Source organism: Actinoalloteichus fjordicus (genome assembly GCF_001941625.1).
GTDB lineage: Bacteria > Actinomycetota > Actinomycetes > Mycobacteriales > Pseudonocardiaceae > Actinoalloteichus_A > Actinoalloteichus_A fjordicus.
On the sequence record NZ_CP016076.1, the window covers coordinates 161750 to 184750 of the forward strand.

At 69.2% G+C, this 23001-nt stretch carries 18 protein-coding genes and 4 tRNA genes; 15 read left to right on the forward strand and 7 right to left on the reverse strand.

Annotation, left to right across the window (positions count from 1 at the left end):
• Positions 1-42 precede the first annotated feature (42 nt).
• A complete protein-coding gene (locus UA74_RS00705; RefSeq protein WP_075737982.1) occupies positions 43-1242 on the forward strand; it encodes a cysteine desulfurase-like protein in 1200 nt (399 codons plus the stop codon).
• 359 nt (positions 1243-1601) lie between these two features.
• Entirely contained in the window at positions 1602-2264 is a 663-nt protein-coding gene (locus UA74_RS00710; RefSeq protein WP_075737984.1) for a class I SAM-dependent methyltransferase, read from the forward strand.
• A gap of 241 nt (positions 2265-2505) precedes the next feature.
• Here the strand turns inward: UA74_RS00710 and UA74_RS00715 are convergent, their stop codons facing one another.
• Entirely contained in the window at positions 2506-3492 is a 987-nt protein-coding gene (locus UA74_RS00715) for an NAD(P)H-quinone oxidoreductase (protein WP_075763682.1), read from the reverse strand.
• Positions 3493-4074: 582 nt separating this feature from the next.
• On the opposite strand from UA74_RS00715, the gene UA74_RS00720 reads away from it, so the two are divergent.
• From UA74_RS00720 to UA74_RS00735, 4 genes are all read left to right on the forward strand, one after another.
• Positions 4075-5595, forward strand: coding sequence for a M28 family peptidase (locus UA74_RS00720; RefSeq protein ID WP_075737988.1), 1521 nt, complete (start codon positions 4075-4077; stop codon positions 5593-5595).
• Positions 5596-6017: 422 nt separating this feature from the next.
• Positions 6018-7166: an endonuclease/exonuclease/phosphatase family protein gene (locus tag UA74_RS00725; protein ID WP_083683874.1), complete on the forward strand. Its 1149-nt coding sequence runs from the start codon at positions 6018-6020 to the stop codon at positions 7164-7166.
• A 691-nt stretch (positions 7167-7857) separates the two neighbouring features.
• Positions 7858-8289 (forward strand): MarR family winged helix-turn-helix transcriptional regulator, encoded by a 432-nt coding sequence (locus tag UA74_RS00730; RefSeq protein ID WP_157434533.1) that lies wholly within the window; start codon positions 7858-7860, stop codon positions 8287-8289.
• Positions 8290-8317: 28 nt separating this feature from the next.
• Positions 8318-8402 (forward strand) — tRNA-Ser (locus UA74_RS00735).
• Positions 8403-8586: 184 nt separating this feature from the next.
• On the opposite strand, the gene UA74_RS33225 is transcribed toward UA74_RS00735, so the two are convergent.
• From UA74_RS33225 to UA74_RS00750, 4 genes are all read right to left on the reverse strand, one after another.
• Entirely contained in the window at positions 8587-9204 is a 618-nt protein-coding gene (locus UA74_RS33225) for a hypothetical protein (protein WP_232237584.1), read from the reverse strand.
• Complete coding sequence (locus tag UA74_RS33230; protein ID WP_232237585.1) at positions 9147-10064, reverse strand: FtsK/SpoIIIE domain-containing protein; 918 nt, start codon at positions 10062-10064, stop codon at positions 9147-9149. Before UA74_RS33230 ends, UA74_RS33225 begins: the two co-directional genes overlap by 58 nt.
• A 214-nt stretch (positions 10065-10278) precedes the next feature.
• Positions 10279-10701 (reverse strand): hypothetical protein, encoded by a 423-nt coding sequence (locus tag UA74_RS00745; RefSeq protein WP_075737990.1) that lies wholly within the window; start codon positions 10699-10701, stop codon positions 10279-10281.
• A 112-nt stretch (positions 10702-10813) separates the two neighbouring features.
• Positions 10814-11596: a GntR family transcriptional regulator gene (locus UA74_RS00750; RefSeq protein WP_232237586.1), complete on the reverse strand. Its 783-nt coding sequence runs from the start codon at positions 11594-11596 to the stop codon at positions 10814-10816.
• Between the two features lie 67 nt (positions 11597-11663).
• On the opposite strand from UA74_RS00750, the gene UA74_RS00755 reads away from it, so the two are divergent.
• From UA74_RS00755 to UA74_RS00770, 4 genes are all read left to right on the forward strand, one after another.
• Entirely contained in the window at positions 11664-12107 is a 444-nt protein-coding gene (locus UA74_RS00755) for an NUDIX hydrolase (protein ID WP_075737992.1), read from the forward strand.
• A 360-nt stretch (positions 12108-12467) separates the two neighbouring features.
• A tRNA-Ser gene (locus UA74_RS31345) sits at positions 12468-12602 on the forward strand.
• 491 nt (positions 12603-13093) lie between these two features.
• Positions 13094-13318, forward strand: coding sequence for a DUF2188 domain-containing protein (locus UA74_RS00765; RefSeq protein WP_075737996.1), 225 nt, complete (start codon positions 13094-13096; stop codon positions 13316-13318).
• Positions 13319-13503: 185 nt separating this feature from the next.
• Positions 13504-14742: an alpha/beta hydrolase gene (locus UA74_RS00770; RefSeq protein ID WP_075737998.1), complete on the forward strand. Its 1239-nt coding sequence runs from the start codon at positions 13504-13506 to the stop codon at positions 14740-14742.
• Between the two features lie 366 nt (positions 14743-15108).
• Here the strand turns inward: UA74_RS00770 and UA74_RS00775 are convergent, their stop codons facing one another.
• Both UA74_RS00775 and hisC read right to left on the reverse strand, forming a co-directional pair.
• A complete protein-coding gene (locus UA74_RS00775) occupies positions 15109-15405 on the reverse strand; it encodes a hypothetical protein (protein WP_075738000.1) in 297 nt (98 codons plus the stop codon).
• A gap of 130 nt (positions 15406-15535) precedes the next feature.
• Entirely contained in the window at positions 15536-16603 is a 1068-nt protein-coding gene (gene hisC / locus UA74_RS00780) for a histidinol-phosphate transaminase (RefSeq protein WP_075738002.1), read from the reverse strand.
• A 303-nt stretch (positions 16604-16906) separates the two neighbouring features.
• On the opposite strand from hisC, the gene UA74_RS00785 reads away from it, so the two are divergent.
• From UA74_RS00785 to UA74_RS00805, 5 genes are all read left to right on the forward strand, one after another.
• Entirely contained in the window at positions 16907-17614 is a 708-nt protein-coding gene (locus UA74_RS00785) for a dienelactone hydrolase family protein (RefSeq protein WP_075738004.1), read from the forward strand.
• 89 nt (positions 17615-17703) lie between these two features.
• Positions 17704-19785 carry an acetoacetate--CoA ligase gene (locus UA74_RS00790; protein WP_075763684.1) on the forward strand — a complete coding sequence of 694 codons (2082 nt, stop codon included), beginning with the start codon at positions 17704-17706 and terminating at the stop codon, positions 19783-19785.
• A 67-nt stretch (positions 19786-19852) separates the two neighbouring features.
• A tRNA-Ser gene (locus UA74_RS00795) sits at positions 19853-19943 on the forward strand.
• Positions 19944-19980: 37 nt separating this feature from the next.
• Positions 19981-20053 (forward strand) — tRNA-Arg (locus UA74_RS00800).
• Positions 20054-21345: 1292 nt separating this feature from the next.
• Positions 21346-22599, forward strand: a complete 1254-nt coding sequence (locus UA74_RS00805; RefSeq protein WP_075738008.1) for a thioester domain-containing protein — start codon at positions 21346-21348, stop codon at positions 22597-22599.
• Positions 22600-23001 lie beyond the last annotated feature (402 nt).

Genomic DNA, 23001 nt, shown 5'->3' on the forward strand with positions numbered 1-23001 from the left:
CCCGCGCAGAAGCCGTCGGCAGCGGCTCCGTACGGTGTTCGTATGGCGTTCGACGTCGCACGAGTGCGCGGACTGTTCCCCGCGCTGGGCGATGGCTGGGTGCATCTCGACTCGCCTGCGGGCATGCAGGTGCCGGAGCAGGTCGCCACCGCCGTCGCCACCGCACTGCGCGCTCCCGTCTCCGGTCCCGGCGGACTGTTTCCTGCGTCACAACGCTCGGCGGCGATCGTGGAGGCGGCACGTCGCTCGATCGCCGACCTGGTGGGGGCCAACCCGGCCGGGGTCGTCCTGGGGCCGAGCGCGGCGGTGCTGCTCCAACGGCTCGCCGAGGTCGTGTCGGAGAACTGGGTGCTGGGCGACGAGGTCATCGTCTCTCGGCTCGACCACCCGGCGAACGTCGCGCCGTGGCGGCGGGCCGCTCAGCGCAGCGGGGCGGCCGTCCGGTGGGCGGAGGTCGACATCGAGACATGCGAGCTGCCGGAGTGGCAGTACCGCGAGCTGATCGGGGAGCGGACCCAGGTGGTGGCCGTGACCGCGGCCTCCGGCGCGGTCGGCACCAGGCCGGACATCCGTCAGATCGCCGAGTTCGCCTCGGCCGCCGACGCGCTCGTGGTGGTGGACGCCTCCTTCGCCGCACCGTTCCTGCCGCTGGACATCACCGCGATGGGCGCCGACGTGGTCGCCGTGTCGGCGACATCCTGGGGCGGCCCGCCGGTCGGGGCACTGGTGTTCCGAGATCCGGCCCTGCTGGACCGGTGGTCCTCGGTCTCCCTCGACCCGGCCGCCCGAGGCCAGGAGCGCCTGGAGCTGGGGCCCCATGCCTATCCGCTGTTGGCGGGACTGGTGGGCTCCGTCGACTATCTGGCGGCCCTCGACGACACGGCGAAGGGGCCGAGACGCGAGCGGCTGTTGACCTCGCTCGGTTCGGTGAAGGCATACCAGGCCGGGCTGTTGGCGAGCCTGACGACCGGGTTACGCGCCCTGCCGAGGGTGATGGTGATCGGCGATGCCATGCGACGCGTGCCCACGATGGCGTTCACCGTGAACGGGATCAAGGCCCGTGACGTCGTCGACCACCTGCTGCGCTGCGGGGTGTGCGCCTTCTCCGATCCAGGGACGCACGACGTCTTCGCGGTGTTGGGCGTCGGCGAGGTCGGCGGCGCGGTGCGGGTCGGACTCGCCCACTACACGACGGCCGTCGAGGTGGAGCGGTTACTCAGGGCGGTCGACGAACTCGCCTGAGGTGCAGTCTGCCTCGCCTCGGCGTCCGCTCCCTCGCATTGCGGCGTCGCCTCGGCCGTGTCGGCCCGCAGGCCCCGCCTGCTGGATCTCGTGACCTGCACCGGCCGCCGCGCTCACCGGCCCGACCGTGCCGCCTGATCGCTGTCGTTGATCCTTTCGTGGCGTTGCCATAGTGGGATCCGGTTTCGCTGGGTGTGCCTCGGTGCGCATAAGCCTGCCTGCGTTGATGCTTCTGGGCGCATCCCCGATCAGATGATGGTCGTCGCGCCTGATGGTGCGATTGAATGGCGTGGTCAGGCCTGCGGCGTCGACCACGGGCATCGAGGGGCAGTGGCGTGCGACACGGGGGCAGGTGATCGGTGGACGACTCCTTTCACCAGGCAGTCGCCGACCTCGCCGCCTGGCAGCGCCTCGGACCCCTGTTGACCGATTATCTGCCCTTTCCCGCAGGCTCTCTGCGCCCGACCGCGATCGTCGCCCTGCTGGACGAGGTGCTGATCGGCGATCGCAGTGTCGTGGTCCAGTGCGGCAGCGGCTCCTCCTCGATCCTGTTGGCCAGGCTGCTGAGCAGGCGGGGCTTCGGGAGGCTGCTGGCGCTGGAGCATGACGAGCGGGCGGCGGCGTTCGTCACCAGCCAGTTACGGCGAGAACGGCTCTCCGAGGTGGCGAGGGTGGTGCACACGCCGTTGACTGCTCATCCGGCCGCCCTCGGCGGGCTCGCCTGGTATGAGCCGTCGGTCGTCTTCGAGATGGTGACGACCTTCGTCGACCGCAACGGCCTCGTCGACCTGCTGCTGGTGGACGGCCCGCCGAGCGCGGATCGAGGCCCGAGTCCGGACCTGTCGCGGTATCCCGCGCTGCCGGTGCTCCGGGGCGCGTTGTCGCCCGGTGCGACGGTGCTGGTGGACGATGCGGATCGGCTGAGCGAACAGGCGGTGCTCGACCGCTGGTCGCGGGAGTTCGGTCTGCGGTTCCGCCACGACGAGACGGCCGGACTGGCCGTCGCCGTCGTGCGGATCTGACCGACCGAGCCTGTGCAGGCGACGGGCGCGCGAGCCGTATCGACGAGGAATGCCGCAGTGCCCCGCAGACGCGTTTCTGGCGGTGACGTCGGTCCGTGGGCGTGCCGGGCAGGGCTGTCGCGCCACCCGATGCCGATGCCGCCCGGCTCGGAGCTCGCCCGGTGCGTCCACGACCGCCCGCCTGCATTCCGCTGCGGACGCGCGTGACCGTGCCTGCCGACCGGACGCCCGCAGTCGGGAGTCAGCGGACCAGCAGCAGCTTCCCGACGACCCCGCCCGCCTCCAGCAGCTCGTGGGCGCGGGCGGCCTCGGCCAGCGGCACGCGATCCTGCACGACCGGCCGAATCCGCCCGTCCTCGACCAGCGGCCACAGCCGCTCGACGACCTCCGCGACGATCACCGCCTTGCCGCTCGGACCGGACACCGGGCGGGACCGCAGTCCCGTCGCGCTGATGCTCAGCCGCCTGGGGAGGAGCGCGGCGAGGTCGAGTTCGGCCTTCCTGCCGCCCTGCATCCCGATGATCACCAGCCGCCCGTCGGCTGCGAGGACGTCGATGTTGCGACTCAGGTACTTGGCACCCATGTTGTCCAGGACGACGTCCGCGCCATGCCCGTCGGTGGCCCGACGCACTTCGGCGACGAAGTCCTCCTGCCGGTGATCGATCGCGATGTCCGCGCCGAGTTCCCGGCATCGCGCGACACGATCGGCCGAGCCTGCCGTCACCGCGACCGTCGCGCCGAGGGCCTTGCCGAGCTGGATGGCGAAGGTGCCGATGCCGCTCGCGCCGCCGTGCACCAGCAGCACGTCGCCTGCCGTCAGCCTGCCGACGCCGACGATGTTGGACCACACGGTGCAGGCGACCTCGGGCAGTCCCGCCGCCGTGACCAGGTCGACGCCCTTCGGAACCGGCAGCACCTGGCCTGCCGGGACCGCCACCCGCTCGGCGTAGCCGCCGCCCGCGAGCAGCGCACAGACCTCGTCGCCGACCTGCCAGTCGGTCACGTTCGCGCCGAGGGCGCTGATCACACCGGAGCACTCCAGGCCCGGGATCAGGGTGGCGCCCGACGGCGGGTCGTAGAAGCCCTGTCGCTGCATCAGATCGGCTCGGTTGACCGCGCTCGCCGCGACATCGATGACGACCTCGCCCGGTGCGGCGCTCGGGTCGGGCTGTTCGACCCATTCCAACGTGTCGGGGCCGCCGGGCTCCCGGATCATGATCGCTCGCATCCCCTGACGCTAGTTGCTCCGGGCTGACCGAGCGTGCCGACGCCCGCCGAGGTCCGTATGAAGTCGATGAACCGGCCGGAGTCGCAGTGATCGCCGCCCATGACCTTCGATCCGTGACGCGTGCGCGGTCTCGCGCTGCGCACCCTCCGGCTGGCGGCGCGCAGGCGACGACACCGGACTCCTCGAACTGATCGTCTGCGCCGAGTCCGGCATCCACCCACCGTCGGAGCTGTTGTCTCGCCGAACCCTCGTTCGCTCGTCGTCGGCCGCAGGCTCGGCTGTCTGCCAGGGACGGGGGAGTTCATGCTGCGGGGCGGCCCGACCGTCGAGCAGCGGTTGCGGCTCACCGCCACCTGGTTCCAGACCTCTCGGCCAGCCTGGACGACGGAGGTCACGGGATTCGCGGGCTGCGCGGCGATTCTCGGGGTGCGGACACGGCACGACCACCCTTGACTCGCCCAGATCCACCGACGAAGGTGACCAGCGGTGGCCGAGTCCGTCCCCCAGCGTGACGTCGACGGTGCGGCCGCCGTCCACTGCCGGGTCCTACACCTGTACTGGTCACACTGAGGGGAATCGTCTATGTCGATCACCAGAAGCGGCGCCAGACCCGCCGCCGTCGTCCTCGCCGCTTGTCTGGGTCTCGGGCTGGTGGTCTCGCCCGCCGTCGCGGATCAGCAGGACACTTTCGCGGTGCGCTCCCTGCCGCAGGACGTGGCGAACTCCGTCAACCTGACGGGCGTCAACCGCCACCTGATCGCCTTGCAGCGGATCGCCGAGCAGAACGGCGGCACCAGGGCAGACGGGGAGCCGGGCTACGACGCGAGCGTCGAGTACGTGGTGGGCAGGCTCCGGGCCGCGGGCTACGACGTGAGCACCCCCGAGTTCGACTACGAGCTCTTCGTCGCCACGACGGAGCGGCTCGCCGTGGCAGGGGAGAGCGTCGAGGTCGAGGCGCTGGAGTACACGCCGAGCACCGCGGAGGGCGGGATCACCGCGCCGCTGGCAGTGCTGCCCGCAGGCTCGGAGCTGGGCTGCACCCCCGAGGACTACGCAGGCGTCGAGGCAGCGGGCAGCGTCCTGCTGATCCGTCGGGGCGAGTGCGACTTCGCGCTGAAGGCGCGACTGGCCTCTGAGGCGGGCGCGGCGGCGGCGCTGATCGCCAACAACGCGGAGGGCTCGCTGAGCGGCACGCTCGGCGACCCGTCGCTGGCGACCATCCCGACCGGTGGAGTGACGCGCGCCGAGGGCGACGCACTCTTCTCCCAGGCGGGCGACGAGGTCGACTTCGAGCTGATCGCGGGCTTCGAGACCAGGACCAGCCGCAACGTCATCGCCCAGACCCGCACCGGCCGGACCGACAACGTGGTGCTCGCCGGGGCACACCTCGACTCGGTGTACGCGGGCATCAACGACAACGGCACCGGCTCGGCCGGTCTGCTCGAGACGGCGATCCAGCTTGGCGGCGCGCCCGACGTCGACAACGCGGTGCGCTTCGCCTGGTGGGGCGCGGAAGAACTCGGACTGCACGGCTCTACCGAGTACGTCCGCTCCCTGGACTTCGAGCAGCAGCTGGACATCGCGCTGTACCTGAACTTCGACATGATCGGCTCGCCGAACGCCGGCTACTTCGTCCTCGACGGCGACGGGTCGGAGGGTCTGTCCGCACCGGGTCCGTACGGATCGGCGCAGATCGAACAGGCCTTCGTCGACTACTTCTCCGACGGCGGCGTCGAGACGGAGGGCTCGGACTTCAGCGGGCGATCCGACTACGCCGAGTTCATCGCGGTTGGCATCCCCTCCGGTGGTCTGTTCACCGGCGCGGAGGGACTCAAGACCGAGGAGCAGGCCGAGAAGTGGGGCGGTGTCGCGGGTGAGGCCTACGACCCGAACTACCACTTCCCGGAGGATGACCTCGGCAACGTCGACCGGGTCGCTCTGGAGCGCAACGCCAAGGCCGTCGCCTACGTGACCGCGGCATACGGCGAGAGCACCGAGACGGTGAACGGCGTGCCGCCGCGCGCCGAGCGGGCTGCGGTCCGGGCGGCGACGCGTTCGACGGCGTCCTCGCCCGCCGACCGGGCGGACCTCGTCACGAGCTGAGCCTGCTCGAGACGCCGGGCGCGGGACTACCCGGTCGCGGGACGCGACGATGACGGCTCGGCGCCGAGAATCCTTCCGACTCGGCGCCGAGCCGTTTCGCGTCGCCGCCCGATCGCCGTCCCTGCCATCGTCGGTGATCGAGTGCCGAGGAGCACATCGCCCGTTCACCTCCGTGTCCTCCCGACGTCGCGTCGTTCTGTCAGGGTCAGGCCGCGACCGGGTGGGTCGCCTGCGTGCGGTCGAGCGGCCTCGGGCGGGTGGAACAAGGGCAGGGAGTGGCCGTGGGTCTCCGAGTCAGGCGCGGCGCAGTGGGATCTGCGGCGATACTCAGTGCCGTGGCGATCAGCATCGGAGCGGCCGCGGGCGGTGCGACCGCCGTGGCGTCGACGGCGTCGTTCTCGGCAGGCCCGGACACGAGCACCATGGCGGCCGACGGCGCCGCCCGCCCGACGCTGCCCGGCGCGACGCGGTTCGCGACCTTCAACGCCTCGCTGAATCGGCCCGCCGACGGCGAACTGCTCGCCGACCTGAGCGCTCCCGGTGACCAGCAGGCCGCCCAGATCGCCGAGGTCATCCAGCGGAATCGGCCCGACGTCGTGCTGCTCAACGAGTTCGACCACGTCGAGGGCGGTGCGGCCGTCGAGGCCTTCCAACGGAACTACCTGGCCGTCGGGCAACAGGGCGCGCGGGGAATCGACTACCCCTATGCCTACACGGCGCCGGTGAACACCGGGGTGCCCAGCGGGTTCGACCTCAACCGAGACGGCGAGATCGGCGGCCCCGACGACGCACTCGGCTTCGGCGCGTTCCCCGGTCAGTACGGCATGGTCGTCCTGTCCCGCCACCCCATCGACCTCGACGCGGTGCGCACCTTCCAGAACTTCCGCTGGCGGGACATGCCCGGTGCGCTGCTGCCTGACGACGTCGAGACCCCGGAGCCGTCGGACTGGTACTCGCCGGAGGCGCTGGACGTACTGCCGCTGTCGTCGAAGTCGCACTGGGACGTGCCGATCCGCATCGGCTCGCAGACGGTGCACTTCCTGGTCTCCCACCCGACACCCCCTGCCTTCGACGGTCCGGAGGGGCGCAACCGGCTGCGCAACCACGACGAGATCCGATTCTGGGCCGACTACGTCACCCCCGGCCTCGGCGAGTACGCCTACGACGACCAGGGTGGACGGGGCGGGCTGCCTGCGGGCGCCCGGTTCGTCGTCGCGGGCGACCAGAACGCCGACCCGATGGACGGCGACGGCGAGCCCGGCGCGATCGCGCAACTGCTGGACGCCCCCACGCTGGTCGATCCGTGGCCGGGCAGCCTCGGTGCGATTCGTGCGGCCTGGGAGCAGGGCGGCGCCAACCGGGAGCATCGCGGCCTGTCGTGGTTCGACACCGCCGACTTCAACGACGAGAGCCCCGGAAATCTCCGAGTCGACTACGTGCTGCCCTCTCGGCGGCTGGTCCCGGTGGGCAGCGGGGTGTTCTGGCCGCTGCCGGAGTCTCCGCTCAGCAGACTCAACTCGGCCTCTGACCACCACCTCGTCTGGGTCGATGTCCTGGCTTCTCGGGGCTGAACCGAGGCCGGTGCCGAGGCGCGTCGCTGCTCGGCCGGTCGCGACTCGGACCCGTCCCGGTTCGTCACCGGGCGCGCGGTGTCCCGCCGTGCGTGCGATGCGGTGCGAACGGGTGCCGTCGCGGCACAGCACCCGAGAGTGCGGGGTGGCGTCGTCGACCCTGGGGCCGACCGCGCTGCGAACCGGATCACCGGTAGCGGAGCGGGTTGAGCAGGGCGGTTCGGTGTCCGGATGCGCTACGCCAGGCGGGTGAACCTTTCGGCCCGATGCAGGCGGAGCCCTCGAGGGGGTCGTCGACCCTGCCTCGGCCGGGAGTTCATGGCGGGCCCGAGCGGCGTGACAGGCATGGAAACGCCTCGGCGACCAGGGCCGAGCCGGCCGAGCTGTGCTGGTACGGCTTGCCTGCGGGGCTCGCGGGCAGGCCGCGGTCCGCACTGCCCGTCACCCTGCGTGGGCTCGACGAAGAGATCGTCCGCACGCGGACCGGGAGCAGGCGGGCAGCCTCAGCCGCCTGGCCCCCTGCTCCATTCGTTGAGCTCCGTACCCTCGACCCGAGCCAGTTCATGTGCGGAGAGTAGTTGAACGGTGACTGTGAGCGGAGGTGGATCGTCCGGTTCCGAGCCGGAACCAATAACCTGGGGTGGTGACATCTGGAACGCAGGTCGAGCCGAAATGGCTCGACGACGATGAGATGCGGGCCTGGCGGAACTACGTCGTCGGCAGCTCCCTGTTGGAATACCACCTGCATCGCGAGTTGCAGGATGCACACGATCTGGCCTTGGCCGACTACGAAATCCTGGTCCGGCTCTCCGAACGAGCCGACCGCCGGATGCGGATGAGCGAACTCGCAGCCGAGGTGGCCTCCTCGAAGAGCCGGGTGTCGCACCAGATATCGCGCCTCCAGCACGCGGGCCTGGTGCACCGGATCGAATGCCCCAGCGACGGCCGAGGCGTCTTCGCCGTGCTCACCGAGCGCGGCCATGACGTCCTGACGAAGGCCGCGCCGACCCATGTCGACGGTGTCCGCAGGCATCTGATCGACCTGCTCGACGGTGAGGAGCAGGCCGTCCTCGGTCGAGTCTTCGCGCGCGTCACGCAACGACTGGGCGGGGAGCGGGGCTGAGCGGGCATTGACTACTCTGCAACACAGAGGAAGCGTGGCAGAGCGGCCGAATGCACCCGCCTTGAAAGCGGGAGACCTTCACGGGTCCGGGGGTTCAAATCCCTCCGCTTCCGCAGGTCACGCGGAGTGCGGTGACCTCAGGCAGATCACCGCACCCGCCCCCGTGTAGCAACGGGTGTAGCAACGTCTTCAGGCCAGTTCGTCCGATAGCCGGGTGAGGGCCTGTCGCTTGTCGTCGAGCGAGACGTGAGCGTAGATGGTCATGGTGACGTTGATGGTCGGGGTTGTCGTGACTGGTCATGCCGCCTCACCCCGCACCACCGAGCCGGAGTCCGCGTCATCGGAGCGGACCGGGAAGGCGTGCACCGTCGCCGAGACATCCTCGGCCGAAGCGGGTCCGGTGACGTAGTCGACGAGTCGATCCAGGTCGGTATCGGTGACGTGGAACGCGCGGACGCGGAGGGGTTCGCGTCGGTCGGTGTACTTCACCCACGCCACGCCCGGAGTCGTCTCTGAAATCTCGTGAGCAGCCGCGCCACGTTCCCGGACGCCGTCGCCCAAGACCATGTCCACCTGGCCGGGTTCGTCGACTCGCAGGGCGATCCGGGTGGGGAAGAGATGCCGGAAGGAGAGGACGTCCTTACGAGGGTCTTGCAACTCGCCGATGACGCAGACAGCGGGTGCGCGGCCTTGGGAGGTGATGGTCTGCAAGGCGGAGTTGGCGCGTTCTTTGAGTTTGCGGTCGGTCTGGTAGGCCACGACATCGGCCAACTCATCGACCACCAGGAGCAGGAACGGCTGACCGCAGTCGACAGACCACCCCCGCCGCTGGCCCCGGAACGACTCGGCCCGCTGCTTCACCTCGGCCGCGACCTCTTCCAGCAGCTCGACGGCGGCAAGTCCGTTGTCGAACACCAGGCGGTGGAACAGGTCGGGGGCCCTGCCGAGTTCCATCCGCCCTTCGGGTCGATCCTGTAGACCCGGACCAGTCCCGAGCGCAGGAGTGGGGCGAGGGACCAGAGCAGGGACCAGACCACCGAGGCCTTACCCGCCCCGGTCGCGCCGACGGCAAGGATGTGGGAGCCGAGGAGTCGGAGTAGCCACGGGCGGCCGGACTCGGTGAGTCCGACGGGGACTCGTTGTAGGTCGCGGGTGGTGAATCCGGCGGTGGTCTCGGTGGTGTTCGGGAGCGCGGGTGTGGACATCGGCCAGGCCAAGGGGTCGCCGTGCAGCAGGTCCAGGACGATCCGGCGAGGACCGATCACCCGGACGCGACAGGACCGGGCGCCGAAGGAGTGCGCGAGTGCTTCCGCGCAGGTCTCGAACTCGCCGGGAGCCTGCCCGTGGAGCAGTTGCACGGTGACCCGGTCGCGCCACCCGTCGGCACGGACCCGAACGAAGGTCGGGACGTGGGTCTTGCGTTCCACCGTGCGTTCGAGGTGGCAGAACCGCATCGTCCGATGCCATACCGGTGCGTACACGGTCAGCCGTCGCCACTCCGTGCGCACCTCGCCGAGGACCAGGCGCACGAACGACGGCCGGAACCGCCACCACCAGCCGAGCAGCACCAAGGCCAACACCGCACCGAGGACCAGGGCGACGGTCCAACCCCACCACGGCCCGACCACGACGAGCACCAGGACCACGAAGGCCACGACCGGATACCGGGCGGCCTTCCGCAGGACGACTGTCACCAGCCACACCGCGAGGCCGACGGCCAGGAACGGCACGGCCAGGACTAGTGCCCATCGGGGCGAGTGGGTCCACCACGGCACCGAGGCCGGGCGACTTCCAGGGGTGCGGGGTCGATCCACCTGCTGCGTTCAGGCATCCCGACCACCCCGCCCCGTGGTGTTCACGGCCGGGCCGAAGTTGAGTGGCAGCCACCCGAGGCAGCGCAGGCAGGTGGTGTGGCCGGGGCGAACTTGCCGAACTTGTGGCAGGCAGCGGGTAGGACGACCAGACGCGGTGCGGTGGGCATGAAGGTCGTCACGCCGCCACCCGCCCGGACTCGCCGGACTGACCGCCCTTGCCACCGGCAGGCTTGGCCCCGGTGTTCGCCGAGTGCATCGACGCCGCCCGCAGACTGAACGCCACCCGACCGTTCTGCTCATAGGCCGTCGCGGTCAACCCCTCGAAGAACGCCGGGCGAAACGGCGTCCCCGGCAACACCTCCGGCGGGACCGGCTGCACGTCCGCAGCGATCTTCACCACCACGCCGGTGTTCCGACCGTTCGCCGACGGGTCGGTGACCTGCACGTTCCACACCGGCTTGCCGCTGACCTTGTCCTTGGCCGGCCGCCGCTGACCGTTGTCGAAGTCCATCCCCTGTTCGACACCCAGCACGAACGCCCCCTCCGGGAACACGTCGTCGAAGGGCACCGCAAACCGGTAACCGTTGGGCACTGCCATGAGCGCTCTCTCCCTACTCGAACTGTCGGCTAGTCGTCTAGGTAAGAAGAAGTACATAGACGTCTAGAGGAGCTGCGATGAGTTTGTCGGGTTGTTCGCTACTGCAATCGGTCTAGCGTGCGGGGAAGTCGTACTCCAACACGAACGCCGAGGCGGCCTTCACCGTGTCGCAGACCTCCACCGCCGTGCCCTCGGCATCGAAGGCCGTACGGGTCAACGTGATCACCGGGGTGCCCGCACCGAGGTCGAGAGCCTTCCGCTCGTCTGGAGTCGGCATCCGTGCCGAGACCTCTTCGACGAATCTGGCCAGGGTGTGCCCGGCGTCCTCGATTCGACCGTAGATGCCACCAGGGCCGGTGTCCGTCGCGGCGATCGGCGTCCCCTTCGCGATCGACTCGGGGATGAACGACGTCGCGATCTCCACCGGACGCCCGTCGGCCAGGTATCGCCGGGAGCGGACGACGATGCGATCCCCCTCGGTCAGTCTCAATCGTCGTGCGATGTCGGCACCGGCCGGTTCGTTGGTGACTCGGATGCGGTCCACCTGCGGCTTCTGCCCCGCCGCCTCGGTCTCGGCGAGGAACGCGGACTTCCCCGCGTCGCGGTGACGTCGGGCGAACCGATCCGATGCCAACCGCCGTACCGGCGGAGCCGACCGAACGAACACGCCCTTGCCGTGTTCGGGGATGACCAGGCCCTCACCGCGTAGCTCCTGGACAGCCTGACGTACGGTCATCCGAGCAACGCCGAAGTGCTCGATCAACGCACTCTCCGACGGCAGCTTCTCCCCTGCCGCGAGCCGGCCGGACTTGATCTGCTGCCGCAGGATCGCCGCGATCTGCCGGTACGGTGGCCGGTCGTCCGTCCTGTCGATACCGTCCAGATCGAGCATCATCACTACCTCGCATAGACGACTAGAGCAGTATCATCCCACAGCGAGAGCCACCGAGGACAGAGCCCAAATGGTCGACACGCCCCGCCATTCCGTCAGCGTCGCCGGAGTCGTCACCCGCGACGACGGCAAGATCCTCGTCATCCGACGGGCGGACAACGGACGGTGGGAGCCACCCGGCGGAGTCCTCGAATTGAATGAGACCTTCGAAACCGGTGTACGCCGCGAAATCCTCGAAGAGACCGGCATCGAAGTCACCGTCAATCGACTCACCGGCGTCTACAAGAACATGACCCGCGGCATCGTGGCGCTGGTCTTTCACTGCACACCCACCGGGACGCCGACCGAGGACACCGACGGCGAAGCTCGCTCGATCGCCTGGATGACCGCCGACGAGATCACCCAGACCATGACACCCGCCTATGCCGTCCGCGTCACTGACGCCATCACCCAGTCGACGCCCCAGATTCGCGCGCACGACGGCACGTTCCTGATCGACGCGACACCGTCTTGATCTGATGCCTTGCCGAATCCGGCTCTAGGGGATCAAGGCGCCGCCTGCGGCGGCGCGCTGGACGGTCACCTTGGGTAGGCCGGGCGTCCGGCTCAGCCCTGCGGGCGCGCTGACGCGCGTCCTCGGTCTGGCCGACGCCCAGCCGCCCGCTGCCGGAGATGCGCCACCGCAGACGACGCGCGGGAAGGCCGAGCAGGACCCAGCTTCGACTCCAGTCCGACAGAGCGCCGAGCCGGTCAGCCTGGCAATGCCGGTCATGGCGCTCGGCTGCCGCGACGGCTCCGCCGCCTTGCCACCGGATACGGCTACCGGATCGAGCTGAAGGTGTAGCAACCGGTGTAGCAACGCATCGAGACGGACGCGGACGTGCGCGTACCGGCGTCCAGCGAGAACAGACACCGCCGGACGCCGATGAACAGGCCGATCACCAGCGACGCAGCCTTGAAAGCGGGAGACCTTCACGGGTCCGGGGGTTCAAATCCCTCCGCTTCCGCGGGTCACCGCCGGTACTCCTTGCCCGAGTGGCGGGGTGTGGGCCCCGGCGGTCTCAGTTCTCGTCGCAGTTCGTTCCCTGCGGTCGGCTGATCCGGTCGGTGATGTCGCGGCAGCAGACATCGACCGGTCTCCGCACCGGGGGTGGATTCGAGGAGCGGACCGCGTCCGCCCCCATCGTGAGCCCCGGCGGGCGGTTGCTGCCCTCCGTTGCCCGACGTCCTCCAGCGACGCGTCTGCATCCGGTCGTGCTGCTGCTACGTCGCGGAGCATGGCAGGCGACGCATCTCAGAGCGTTCGGCTGCTGCGGTGCCTCCATCGCCCACTCCCGCACGTCTCTGGAGGCCTCGGCGGCGGGCGGGACGATGTCGGACTTCGTTGCAGTCGTCGAGCAGTCAGGCCGCCTGCTGTGAATCCGACGACCGAATCGGGTAGCCCAGTGGTTGCCGGTCGCGACACGGGCCGGCACGGATGTGAGAGAGGAGTGTGACGGCATGACTCAGCGCAAGCGATACAACGTCGTCCCGCACGGTGCGGACTGGCAGGTCAAACGCGGTGGCAGAGTGCTTTCCGATCACCATCTCAAGACTGCGGCAGTACACGAGGGCGTCCGGGCCGCACGAGCCGACCAGGACAGCCAGCTGTTGATTCGACGTCGTAATGGGACCATTCAGGACAACCGCACCTACGGCCACGATCCGTTCCCGCCGAGGGGTTGACCGAGCCGGCTGCCTGGCAGACGTGACCCGTGAGTCCCGTCGTCGGCGAGGCTCGATCCTCCGTCGAGCGGGCCCGGAGGCCGCCTGCCAGGCCGCCTGCAGCGCGCCCCGTCGGGTGCTCCCCTACCTCGTGATCCGGGGCGTCCCGGATTCCTTCGGCCTGTCGGCGATCTTGACTGGGCGGCATGAGAATCAACAGCCGATCCCGTCGTCGAGTCAGGCGGAAGGCGGTGCTGCTCCCCGCCCTCTTGGCCGGTACGGCGGTGCTGGCTCCCGTCGCGGCGGCCGAGACGAGCCTCGCAGGCGATCCGGGGCAGCCGACGGACCCCATTCGATTGACGCTGCCCGCTCCGACCGGGGACTCTGACATCGGCTCTATGGAGCTGCACGTGGTCGACGAGACGAGGAATGATCCATGGGTTCCTGAGGTTCCTTATCGGGAGCTGATGGTCAGCGTCTGGTATCCGACCAAGGTAGCCGGTAGTGACACCGCACCATGGATGCCGCCGAACTCTGCGGAGAAGCTCCTGGCGGACGTGGAGGAGCGCACCGGGCTGCCGATGGATCAGGTCCGGCTCCCGGAGACGAGGGGACAGCTCGGCGTCGCAGTGGACGAGGTGCCTGGCGGACGACCGGTGGTGCTCTACTCGCCGGGCTCCGGGATGCCCAGAGCCGTGGGGACGTCCGTCGTGCAGGAACTCGCCAGTCACGGCTACGTCGTCGTCACCGTCGACCACACCTACAACGCGCGGCACGTCGAGTTTCCCGGTGGGCGAGTCGTTTCCGCGATCGATCTCGGTGACGACTTCGGCGTCCAGGCATCGGTTCATGCCGAGGACCTGAGCTTCGTCGTCGACGTGCTGACCGAGATCGTCGAGGACGGCGCCTCCGACGCCGTGCGCGGGAGGTTGCCCGACGGGCTCGGCGCGGCACTGGACCTCGCCGACATCGGGGTGCTCGGTCATTCCCTCGGCGGTTCTGCGGCCGCCGCAGCGCTGCACGGCGACGCGAGGTTCGACGCGGCGATGTCCTTGGACGGCCCGGTGTTCTCCCCGGTGGTCGAGGAGGGATTCGACGAGCCCTTCCTGCTTTTCACACAGCGGACCTACGAGGTCCCGAGCTGGTGGGAGTCCTGGGATGCCGTCTGGCCTCGGCTGCGTGGGAACGCCTGGCAACTCGATCTCGTGGACGCCAGCCACAACTCCTACACCGACTACCAGTTCCTCTATCCGCAGATCGAAGACGCCTTCGGGCTGCCGCCCGGGGGTTTCGTGCAGCAGATTGGCACGATCGATCCGGCGGACTCCTTCGACGCTCAGCGAGCCTACGCGCGCGCCTTCTTCGATCAGGAGCTGCGGGGGATTCCCGACGGGCTGTTGAACGGGCCGTCGCCGTTGTATCCGCAGGTCGAGTTCCTGCGCTGACTGACGGCCGACGGCAGCCGACCGGTTCCCGACCGGACGGGGCGGCTCCACGTCGGTCGAGGTCCACCGATGCCGATTCGCACGGTGGCAGCCGAGCGTCGACTGTGCCCGGCGATCCGTCCACCGAGGAAGCGGAAGAGCGGACTGCCCGCGCGGCGCCCGCCTGGCGGTCGGGTTCGAGCACCGTGGTGAAGACCGGCAGGAGTGAGCCTGAGCACCCCGCCGGGGGCTGTCTCGCTCATTCGGCGTGGAGCCGCGCCATTCGAGGCGCGCAGGCAGGCCGATGAGGGGCGAGCAGGGAAGACGACGGAGGGCGGGCGCGTGACGGCGCCCGCCCTCCGTCTGAGTCGATCCGTCGCCTGCCTGCTACTCCGACTGTTCCCGGAGCGCGAAGTTCAGCTCGCCGTCCACGTCCTTATGGGCGTCGAGCAGTTTGTCATCGAGGATGTCCGCAGCACGAGGGTCGAGGAACACCGAGGCGCCTGCCTGCGCAGGCACCGTCTGATCCCCTTCCTCCGCCGCGGCGACGAGCGCGAGTTCGAGAGCGGTCTCGGTCGCGGTCTCCTGGCTGGCCGTGATCCGCAGTCCGCCGTCCTCCGGCGCTCCGTGGTCGGCGAGCAGCGTGCGAATGGTCTCCGCAGCCGTGTCCGTGACGGTGAGCATGATCAGCTCCTTTCGACAGAAACACTGTTCTGCCTCTGGGTCGCGTCTGCCCACCGTAGCCGTTATGGGCCGGTCAAGAGGGCAGGCACGGGCCGAGCCGCCTGACCGGGGACGATGGTGGGCAGCTCGCTCAGCCGGTGAAGGATCGGGCGGCGGCGAGGAAGACGTCGTTCTCCTCAGGCGTCCCGATCGTCACACGGGCACCGTCGGCCGCGAACGGGCGTACGACGATCTTGTGCGTGAGGCAGTGCTCGTTGAAGGCCTCGGTACGTTCGCCCAGCGGGAGCCAGACGAAGTTCGCCTGGGTGTCCGGAACGGTGTAGCCCGCCTCCGTGAGGGCCGTGCGCACACGCTCCCGCTCGACCACCAGGGCGGCACAGCGGTCCATGAGCTGATCGTGGGCGCGCAACGAGGCGATGGCCGCCGCCTGGGCGGGCGCGTTGACGCTGAAGGGGACGTAGACCTTGCGCAGCGCCTCCGCGATGGTGCCGGTGGCGTAGCAGTAGCCGACGCGAAGGCCTGCGAGTCCGTAGGCCTTCGAGAACGTCCGCAGCACGGCGATGTTGTGTCTGCCCTTGGCGAATCGCTCCTCGGCGAGGCGGATGCCGTCGGGCACGTCGGGGTCCGTGACGAACTCTCGATATGCCTCGTCGAGCACCACGAGGGTGTCTTCGGGCACTCGATCCAGGAACTCCTCGAGTTCCGCCCGGCGGACGGCGGTTCCGGTCGGGTTGTTCGGATTGCACAGGAAGACGAGCCGAGTGGCGGGCGTGATGGCCTCGGCCATCGCCCGCAGGTCGAGCCCGAAGCCTGCGTCGAGCGGAACACGCACCTGACGGGCGCCCACGACGTGGGCCAGCACCGGATAGGCCTCGAAGGAGCGCCAGCCGAAGAGCACCTCGTCGTCCCTAGTGCAGGTGGCCTGCACAAGCTGCTGACAGAGGCTCACCGAGCCGCAGCCGATCGCGAGCTGCGGGGCGGGCACGTCGAGAAAGGACGACAGCTCCGCGACCAGCGCGGAACCGAAGTTGTCCGGATAGCGGTTGATCTCGCCTGCTGCGGCCGCGACGGCCTCGACGACGCTGGGCAGCGGCCCCTGCGGCACCTCGTTGCTGGCAAGCTTCACCGCACCGGGGATGCTGCGACCGGGCACATAGCCGGGAAGCTGCTCCAGGTCGGCGCGAATGCGCACGGTCATGGCGGACTCCTCGCTTCGACTCCCGGCACTGCCGGCCCTACGCTGCCCGACGCGCTCGGCGGGCGGGTCGGCTACCGAGACGAGGTTAGCTCTTTAGTGTCACGTAATAACCCGGTCGGCCGTCGACCGCCGAGGTCAGCTCGACCTGTTCGCCCGTTTTGCGGTCTTTCTGCCCGGGTGGTAGAGAGACTTGCGCTGAGTGTGTTCGTGATAGTGACTCGGAGTCGATATCGCGAGGCGGGAACAGGTCCGTTCCGTTGGTCACGTTGACGGATGTTCACCCCCGCGTGATTGGCTGACGCCATGACGCAGACGCGGATCGAGACCATCGCGCTGACCGACGGCAGTGACATGCGAGTCACCGTCGCGGAACCCGAGGACACGCTGCGTGGCGGCCTGGTGCTCTTGCATGATTCCTCCGGGGTCGACGAGCGGCTGAATGGGCTCGTTGCGGCGCTGGCCGTAGAGGGCTGGTTGACCGTCGCACCGCATCTGACGCCGTCGCCGGGCGCGCGGCAGGACGCCGAGCAGACGACACCAGAAGATCATGACGGGGATTCCGGCGTGGCCGATGCAGGCCAACAGGTGCTCGGCGACGTGGACGCCGTGTCGGTCTGGCTGGTGGACAAGGGTGTGCAGGCCGACCAGATCGGCCTCCTCGGCTTCGGTTTCGGCGGTGTGGCCGCCTTCACCGTCGCCGCGACCCGCTCGGTGGGTGCCGTGGTCAGCGTGGGCGCGGGCGGGATCATCGAGCCCGTCACACCCGGGATGGCCCCGTTGGCCGACCTCGCCGCCGAGCTGAGCTGTCCGTGGCTGGGCATCTACGGCGATCAGGATTCGGACGTCCCCGTCGACCAGGTGGAGAAGCTTCGCGAGGCCGCAGCAGGCGCTCAGGTCGCCATCGACGTGGTCAGCTTCGCGGAGGAAGGCCACCGATTCGACGAAGATCAGGACGCGGCGGCCGAGGCCTGGCAGCGCACCCTGAACTGGTTCGACGCACACCTTCGCTGACGATCCGCCGGTCGGCAGACGTTGCGGTCGCCGCTGTCGCGGCGGAAGGATCTTGGCGGATCAGCGGACATCGGCTAGGACGGTTGACTATGGCGGCAGACGAAGTCGAACCGAGGGTGCTGTGGCGACCGGACCCGGAGCGGACGGCAGGCAGCACCATGGCCGGCTTCCGGCGATGGCTGGCGGCCGAGTGGGACCAGCGCGGCGACGGCGGGCAGCCGCCTGCGGGACCTGACGAGCTGTACCGCTGGTCGGTGACCGACCTGGCCGGATTCTGGCGTGCGGTGGCGGACTTCTTCGAGGTGCGCTTCCACCAGCAGCCTGCGGACATCCTGCCCGACTCGACGATGCCGGGCGCCCGATGGTTTCCCGGCGCCACCCTGAACTACGCCGAACATGCCCTGCGGCGGGGTCCCGGCAGGCAGAACAACGACCTGGCCATCGTGGAGGCCCGCGAGGACGGGCGGATCGAGCGCTACACCTTCGGCGAGCTGCGAATCCACGTCGCCGCCATTCGCGCCTACCTGATCGACCTCGGAGTCCGTCGCGGTGATCGAGTGGTGGGCCTGCTGCCCAACTCGGCCCACGCGGTGGTCGCCTTTCTGGCCTGCGCCAGCCTCGGCGCGATCTGGTCGTCCTGTTCGCCTGACTTCGGCGTCCGAGCGGTGACTGATCGCTTCCAGCAGATCGAACCGGTGGTGTTGATCACTGTGGACGGGTACGCGTACGGCGGTAGAGGGTTCGACATCCGCGAGACGGTCCGGCGGCTGCGTGCCGAGATACCGAGCCTGCGCGGCACCCTGCTGATCCGGCGTCTCGACCGACAGGCAGACCTGCCTGATCAGCCGCATCCGGTGATCGAATGGTCGGAGGCGTTGCAGCGGTACTGGGGTGCACGTCCGCAGTTCGACCCGGTGCCCTTCGACCACCCGCTGTGGGTGCTCTACTCGTCGGGGACCACCGGCCTGCCCAAGGGCATCGTGCACGGCCACGGCGGCATCCTCCTGGAACATCTCAAGGCCCTCGGCCTGCACTCCGACCTCCGGTCGGGGGAGCGGTTCCTCTGGTACACCACCACCGGCTGGATGATGTGGAACTTCCTGGTCTCCGGCCTGCTGGTCGGGGCGACCGTGGTGCTCTACGACGGCAGTCCCGCGTATCCGGACACCGCGCGGCTCTGGGAGCTCGCCGAGAAGCATCGGGTGACCTACCTGGGCACCTCCGCCGGGTATCTCCAGGCGTGTCTCAAGAAGGACGTCCACCCGGCGGCAGGTCGCGACCTGAGCAGGCTTCGGGCGGTGGGCTCGACCGGTGCCCCGCTGTCCGTGGAGGGCTTCGACTGGGTCGCGCGCGAGCTGGGACCGCGGGTGCAACTCGCCAGCGTGTCCGGCGGAACCGACCTGTGCACGGCGTTCATCGGCGCCTGGCCGGATCGCCCGGTGTGGCTGGGCGAGCTGTCCGGCCCGTTGCTCGGCGCGGCCGTCGAGTCCTTCGACGAGGCGGGCCGCCCCGTGCTGGACGAGGTGGGCGAGCTGATCCTCACCAGGCCGATGCCCTCGATGCCGGTGGCCTTCTGGAACGACCCCGACGGGGCGCGACTCTCCGCCGCGTACTTCGAGGACTTCCCCGGCGTGTGGCGGCACGGCGACTGGGTCCGCGTCACGCGCCGGGGATCCTGCGTGATCTACGGACGCAGTGACTCGACCCTGAACCGGGGCGGCGTGCGGATGGGCACGGCCGAGTTCTACCGCGTCGCCGAGCACGACGACGGTGTCCTCGACTCCCTGGTCATCGACACCAGTGGCGCGGGGGAACCCGAGGGCAGGCTCCTGTGCTTCCTGGTGCTGGCGCCGGAGGCAGCCGAGGAGGACGTGGTCGCCCGACTGCGAGTCGCACTGCGCCGGGAGCTGTCGCCTCGCCATGTTCCGGATCTCTTCGTCGTCGTCCCCGCCGTTCCTCGGACGCTCAACGGCAAGAAGTGCGAGGTGCCGGTGAAGAAGATCCTCGCGGGGACGCCCGTCGAGCGGGCGGTGAGCCGGGACGCGCTGAGCAATCCGGAGGCGCTGGAACCCTTCGAGCGCATGGCGAGTCAGGCACGAGAGACATCTACGCAGGTCCCGGCCTCGGTGCCGCCGGTGAGTCTGGCGTCGGAGCCGCCATCGGCGCGGTAAGGGGGTACCGCTTTGCTTCTCCCCCATCGGGCTGTGTACTGTATGCCCAGACGGTAACGAGGTCCCGGGAGGCTTCGCCTAGTCTGGTCTATGGCGCCGCACTGCTAATGCGGTTGGGGGTTTAAGCCCCCTCCCGGGTTCAAATCCCGGAGCCTCCGCGCTGGTGGTTGAACCTGACCGCCGACAACTGAACATGCGCCCGTAGCTCAACGGATAGAGCATCTGACTACGGATCAGAAGGTTTGGGGTTCGAATCCCTACGGGCGCGCGTCTGGTTGAGACAGCAGAAGCCCCCGCCGATTCGTCGGTGGGGGCTTCTCGCTGTCCAGGTGGAGATCGCGCCGCCCTGTCGAAGGCCTTCCCGCCGCCGGGCATCGCACTGTGTTCTGCGTCATGTCGGTCCCGCCTAATCGCGCCGGGCCCGCCCGGTCCGTGAATCTCGCGCGACCGACGCCGGGTGTCCGAGATCACCGACTCGCATTCCTCGGCGCGTGATGCCGGGCATGAATGGTCGGGCCTTCGCTCTCGGGCCGCCGCCGAACCCCGGATGATCTTGTGGCCGGGATCTCGGTGTTCTCCCGCCTTCCGATGTGCTTGATGATCTGAACCGGCCCGAGGCGATCTCGACCAGATGCCTGCCGACGTGTGCGGCGTCACGATTGCGGGGTGTCCCCCGCTTGCCCGGTGACTCGCCGCGATGTCGGCGCTGAGGTTGTCGATGTCGACAAACGTGACTGGCGAGTGGATCGATCGGAGTCGTTGATCGAGTTCGAATACCTCGGCCTGCTGCTCCGATCAGCGGAGCAGCGGCCGCTATTCGTCAACTTTGGATGATGCGTATCCGAAGTCGGCGGAATCCTTCTAGTTGACCGTCGCCAGGGTGATGATCCGTCGGGAACCGGCTGCCGTCACGGTGCAGGAAGCAGCGCCCGCCGAACGTGTGGCGTGGATCTGTAACGCAGGCCCATTGGTGGCATTCGGTATCGGGTTGCCGACCCGCCCTTGCCGGGCCGACAGTCGTCCGTCTGCGCAGTATGGGTGTGACCAGGCGATGCGTGGTGAACGGCAGTGGTCGACGAGGTGATCAGTCGCCGACGGCGCATCGGCTCTCGCCTGTGGCGGTGCCCGGGGAGGTCTGCCCGTCGCCCTCTCGCATTCGTCGACGATCGTCGATAGCGTCGGGAATGTTTCAGCTGCGGCGCCGGATTTATCAGTTCGTTATCATTTGGCGGCTCAATTCGAGCTTGCGCTGCGGCGGTGCTTTCGGCGCGTGGGCATCGGCGGTAACCGACGGCAACGGTTTGCCGCCCGGCGGTCCCGCTTAGCACCCCCCGTTCTGCCGCGAATTCGGGTGGGAAGTAAAGTCCGCGTGTCCCTCGATTGTGGACGGCGATCGCCACGCACCCTGTCTCCCGATCTGGTCCGAGTCCTGGGTTCTCACACCAGGTGGACGTCGGCTTCGTGGAGTCGGTGTCGGGCGGATGTCGCGGTTCGACGACGAGGACGCCTCCGCCGGCGGTCGGCGGTTTCTGGACCCCAGGTCCAGGCGAAAGGAGAGATATGGGAATCCGGATGCGTGTCGCGCAGGCCGGCGCGGCGCTTCTCGGCGCTGCGGCCATTCTGGCGACCACCGCGCTGCCTGCCTTCGCGGCCACTCGCGGCGAGCTTCTCCCCGCGCCCAACCCCGATCCCGACCGTGGAACGCGGGTGAGCCTGGAGGAGGGCGGCGACCAGATCACGCGCCTGCTGAGCCTCGGCCTCGACGACGGCACGATCCTGCGCACCTACTGCGTGGAGCTGACCGTGGGCGCGCAGACCGGCGCCCCGATGGTCGAGGTTCCCTGGGACCAGTACCCCACCGACGTGGAAGGTGCCACGTTCGACGAGAACCGGGAGAACGTGCTGTGGATTCTCCAGCACTCCTTCCCGAGCCTGCCGGTGGACGCCCTCAATGAGGAGCTGGGCACCGATCTCGACCAGCAGGAGGCCATCGGCGGCACGCAGGCCGCTATCTGGCACTACAGCAACGGCGCGCAGCTCGACGGCGACAACGACGCCGACGTCATCGCGCTGTTCGACTACCTGACCGGCGAGGCGAACGTCGGGATCGGCGAGCAGCCCGCTCCCGCCCTCCAGTTCAGCCCCGCCGAGGTGCAGGGCGAGGCGGGCGGCCTGGTCGGCCCGTTCTCCCTGGAGACCACCGCCGAGACGGTCGAGCTGGCCGTGGACGCCCCCGAGGGCGTTCAGCTCGTCAGCAGGTCTGGTGACGCCGAGCCGGTCGCGATCCTGGACGGCGACGTCGCCACCGCCGACCTCGGCGAGCTGTTCCTCGACGTCCCGGCGGACGTCGCCGAGGGCAGCGCCACCATCACGGCGAACGCCACCGCCACGGTCGACGCGGGCAGGCTGTTCATCGGTGACGAGACCGCGAACTGGACCGATGTCCGTCACGAGGTCTCGCGTCGCGAGATGCGGACCCAGTCGCTGATCGTCGCGGAGTCGACTCCGACCCAGCTCGACAGCCAGGCCACCGCCGAGTGGATCGCGGCCGCTCCCACCACCGAGCCCACCCCGCCCGGCGAGACCACCACCCCGCCCGCGCCCAGCGAGCCCGGCGAGACCACCACCCCGCCCGCGCCCAGCACGACCACGCCTCCCACCACGGAGACCGACGTCGAGGGCGTGAACGACGAGGACGATCTCGCCAACACCGGTGCCTCGATCTGGCTGCCGATCATCATCGGCGTGGTGCTCGTCGGCGGCGGCGCAGGCGCCCTGCTGATGATGCGTCGCAAGAAGACCGGTGAGGTCTGATCCGACTAGGCCGAACCGGTGAAGTTGCGAGCCGGTTGCCGGTTCGCTTCACCTGAGTGATCCGGGGCCGCTCCTCCGAACGGAGGAGCGGCCCCTTTTCTCTGTTTCCCACTCTTTCGTGGCATTCGACCCGACTGGCTGACGCGGCGTGGTTACCCACCCTGGTGAGCGTCCCCTGCTCGGCTCAGCGCCCTGGGTCTTTCGGAGTAGCGTCGGCCGAGTGCTCTGGTCAGCGACCTGCCATGGCGGATTGGGTACCGGGGTGCGCGGCCAGGTTGCTCGTGGTTCGTCGACGAGATCGGGGCGCTTCCGGCGGGCTTCATCCGTATAGGTGGAGGGCCTTGGATTCGGGTACTCTCCGGCTCCAGAGCCACGCGCTTCGCCTGTGACAGCCCGGCAACG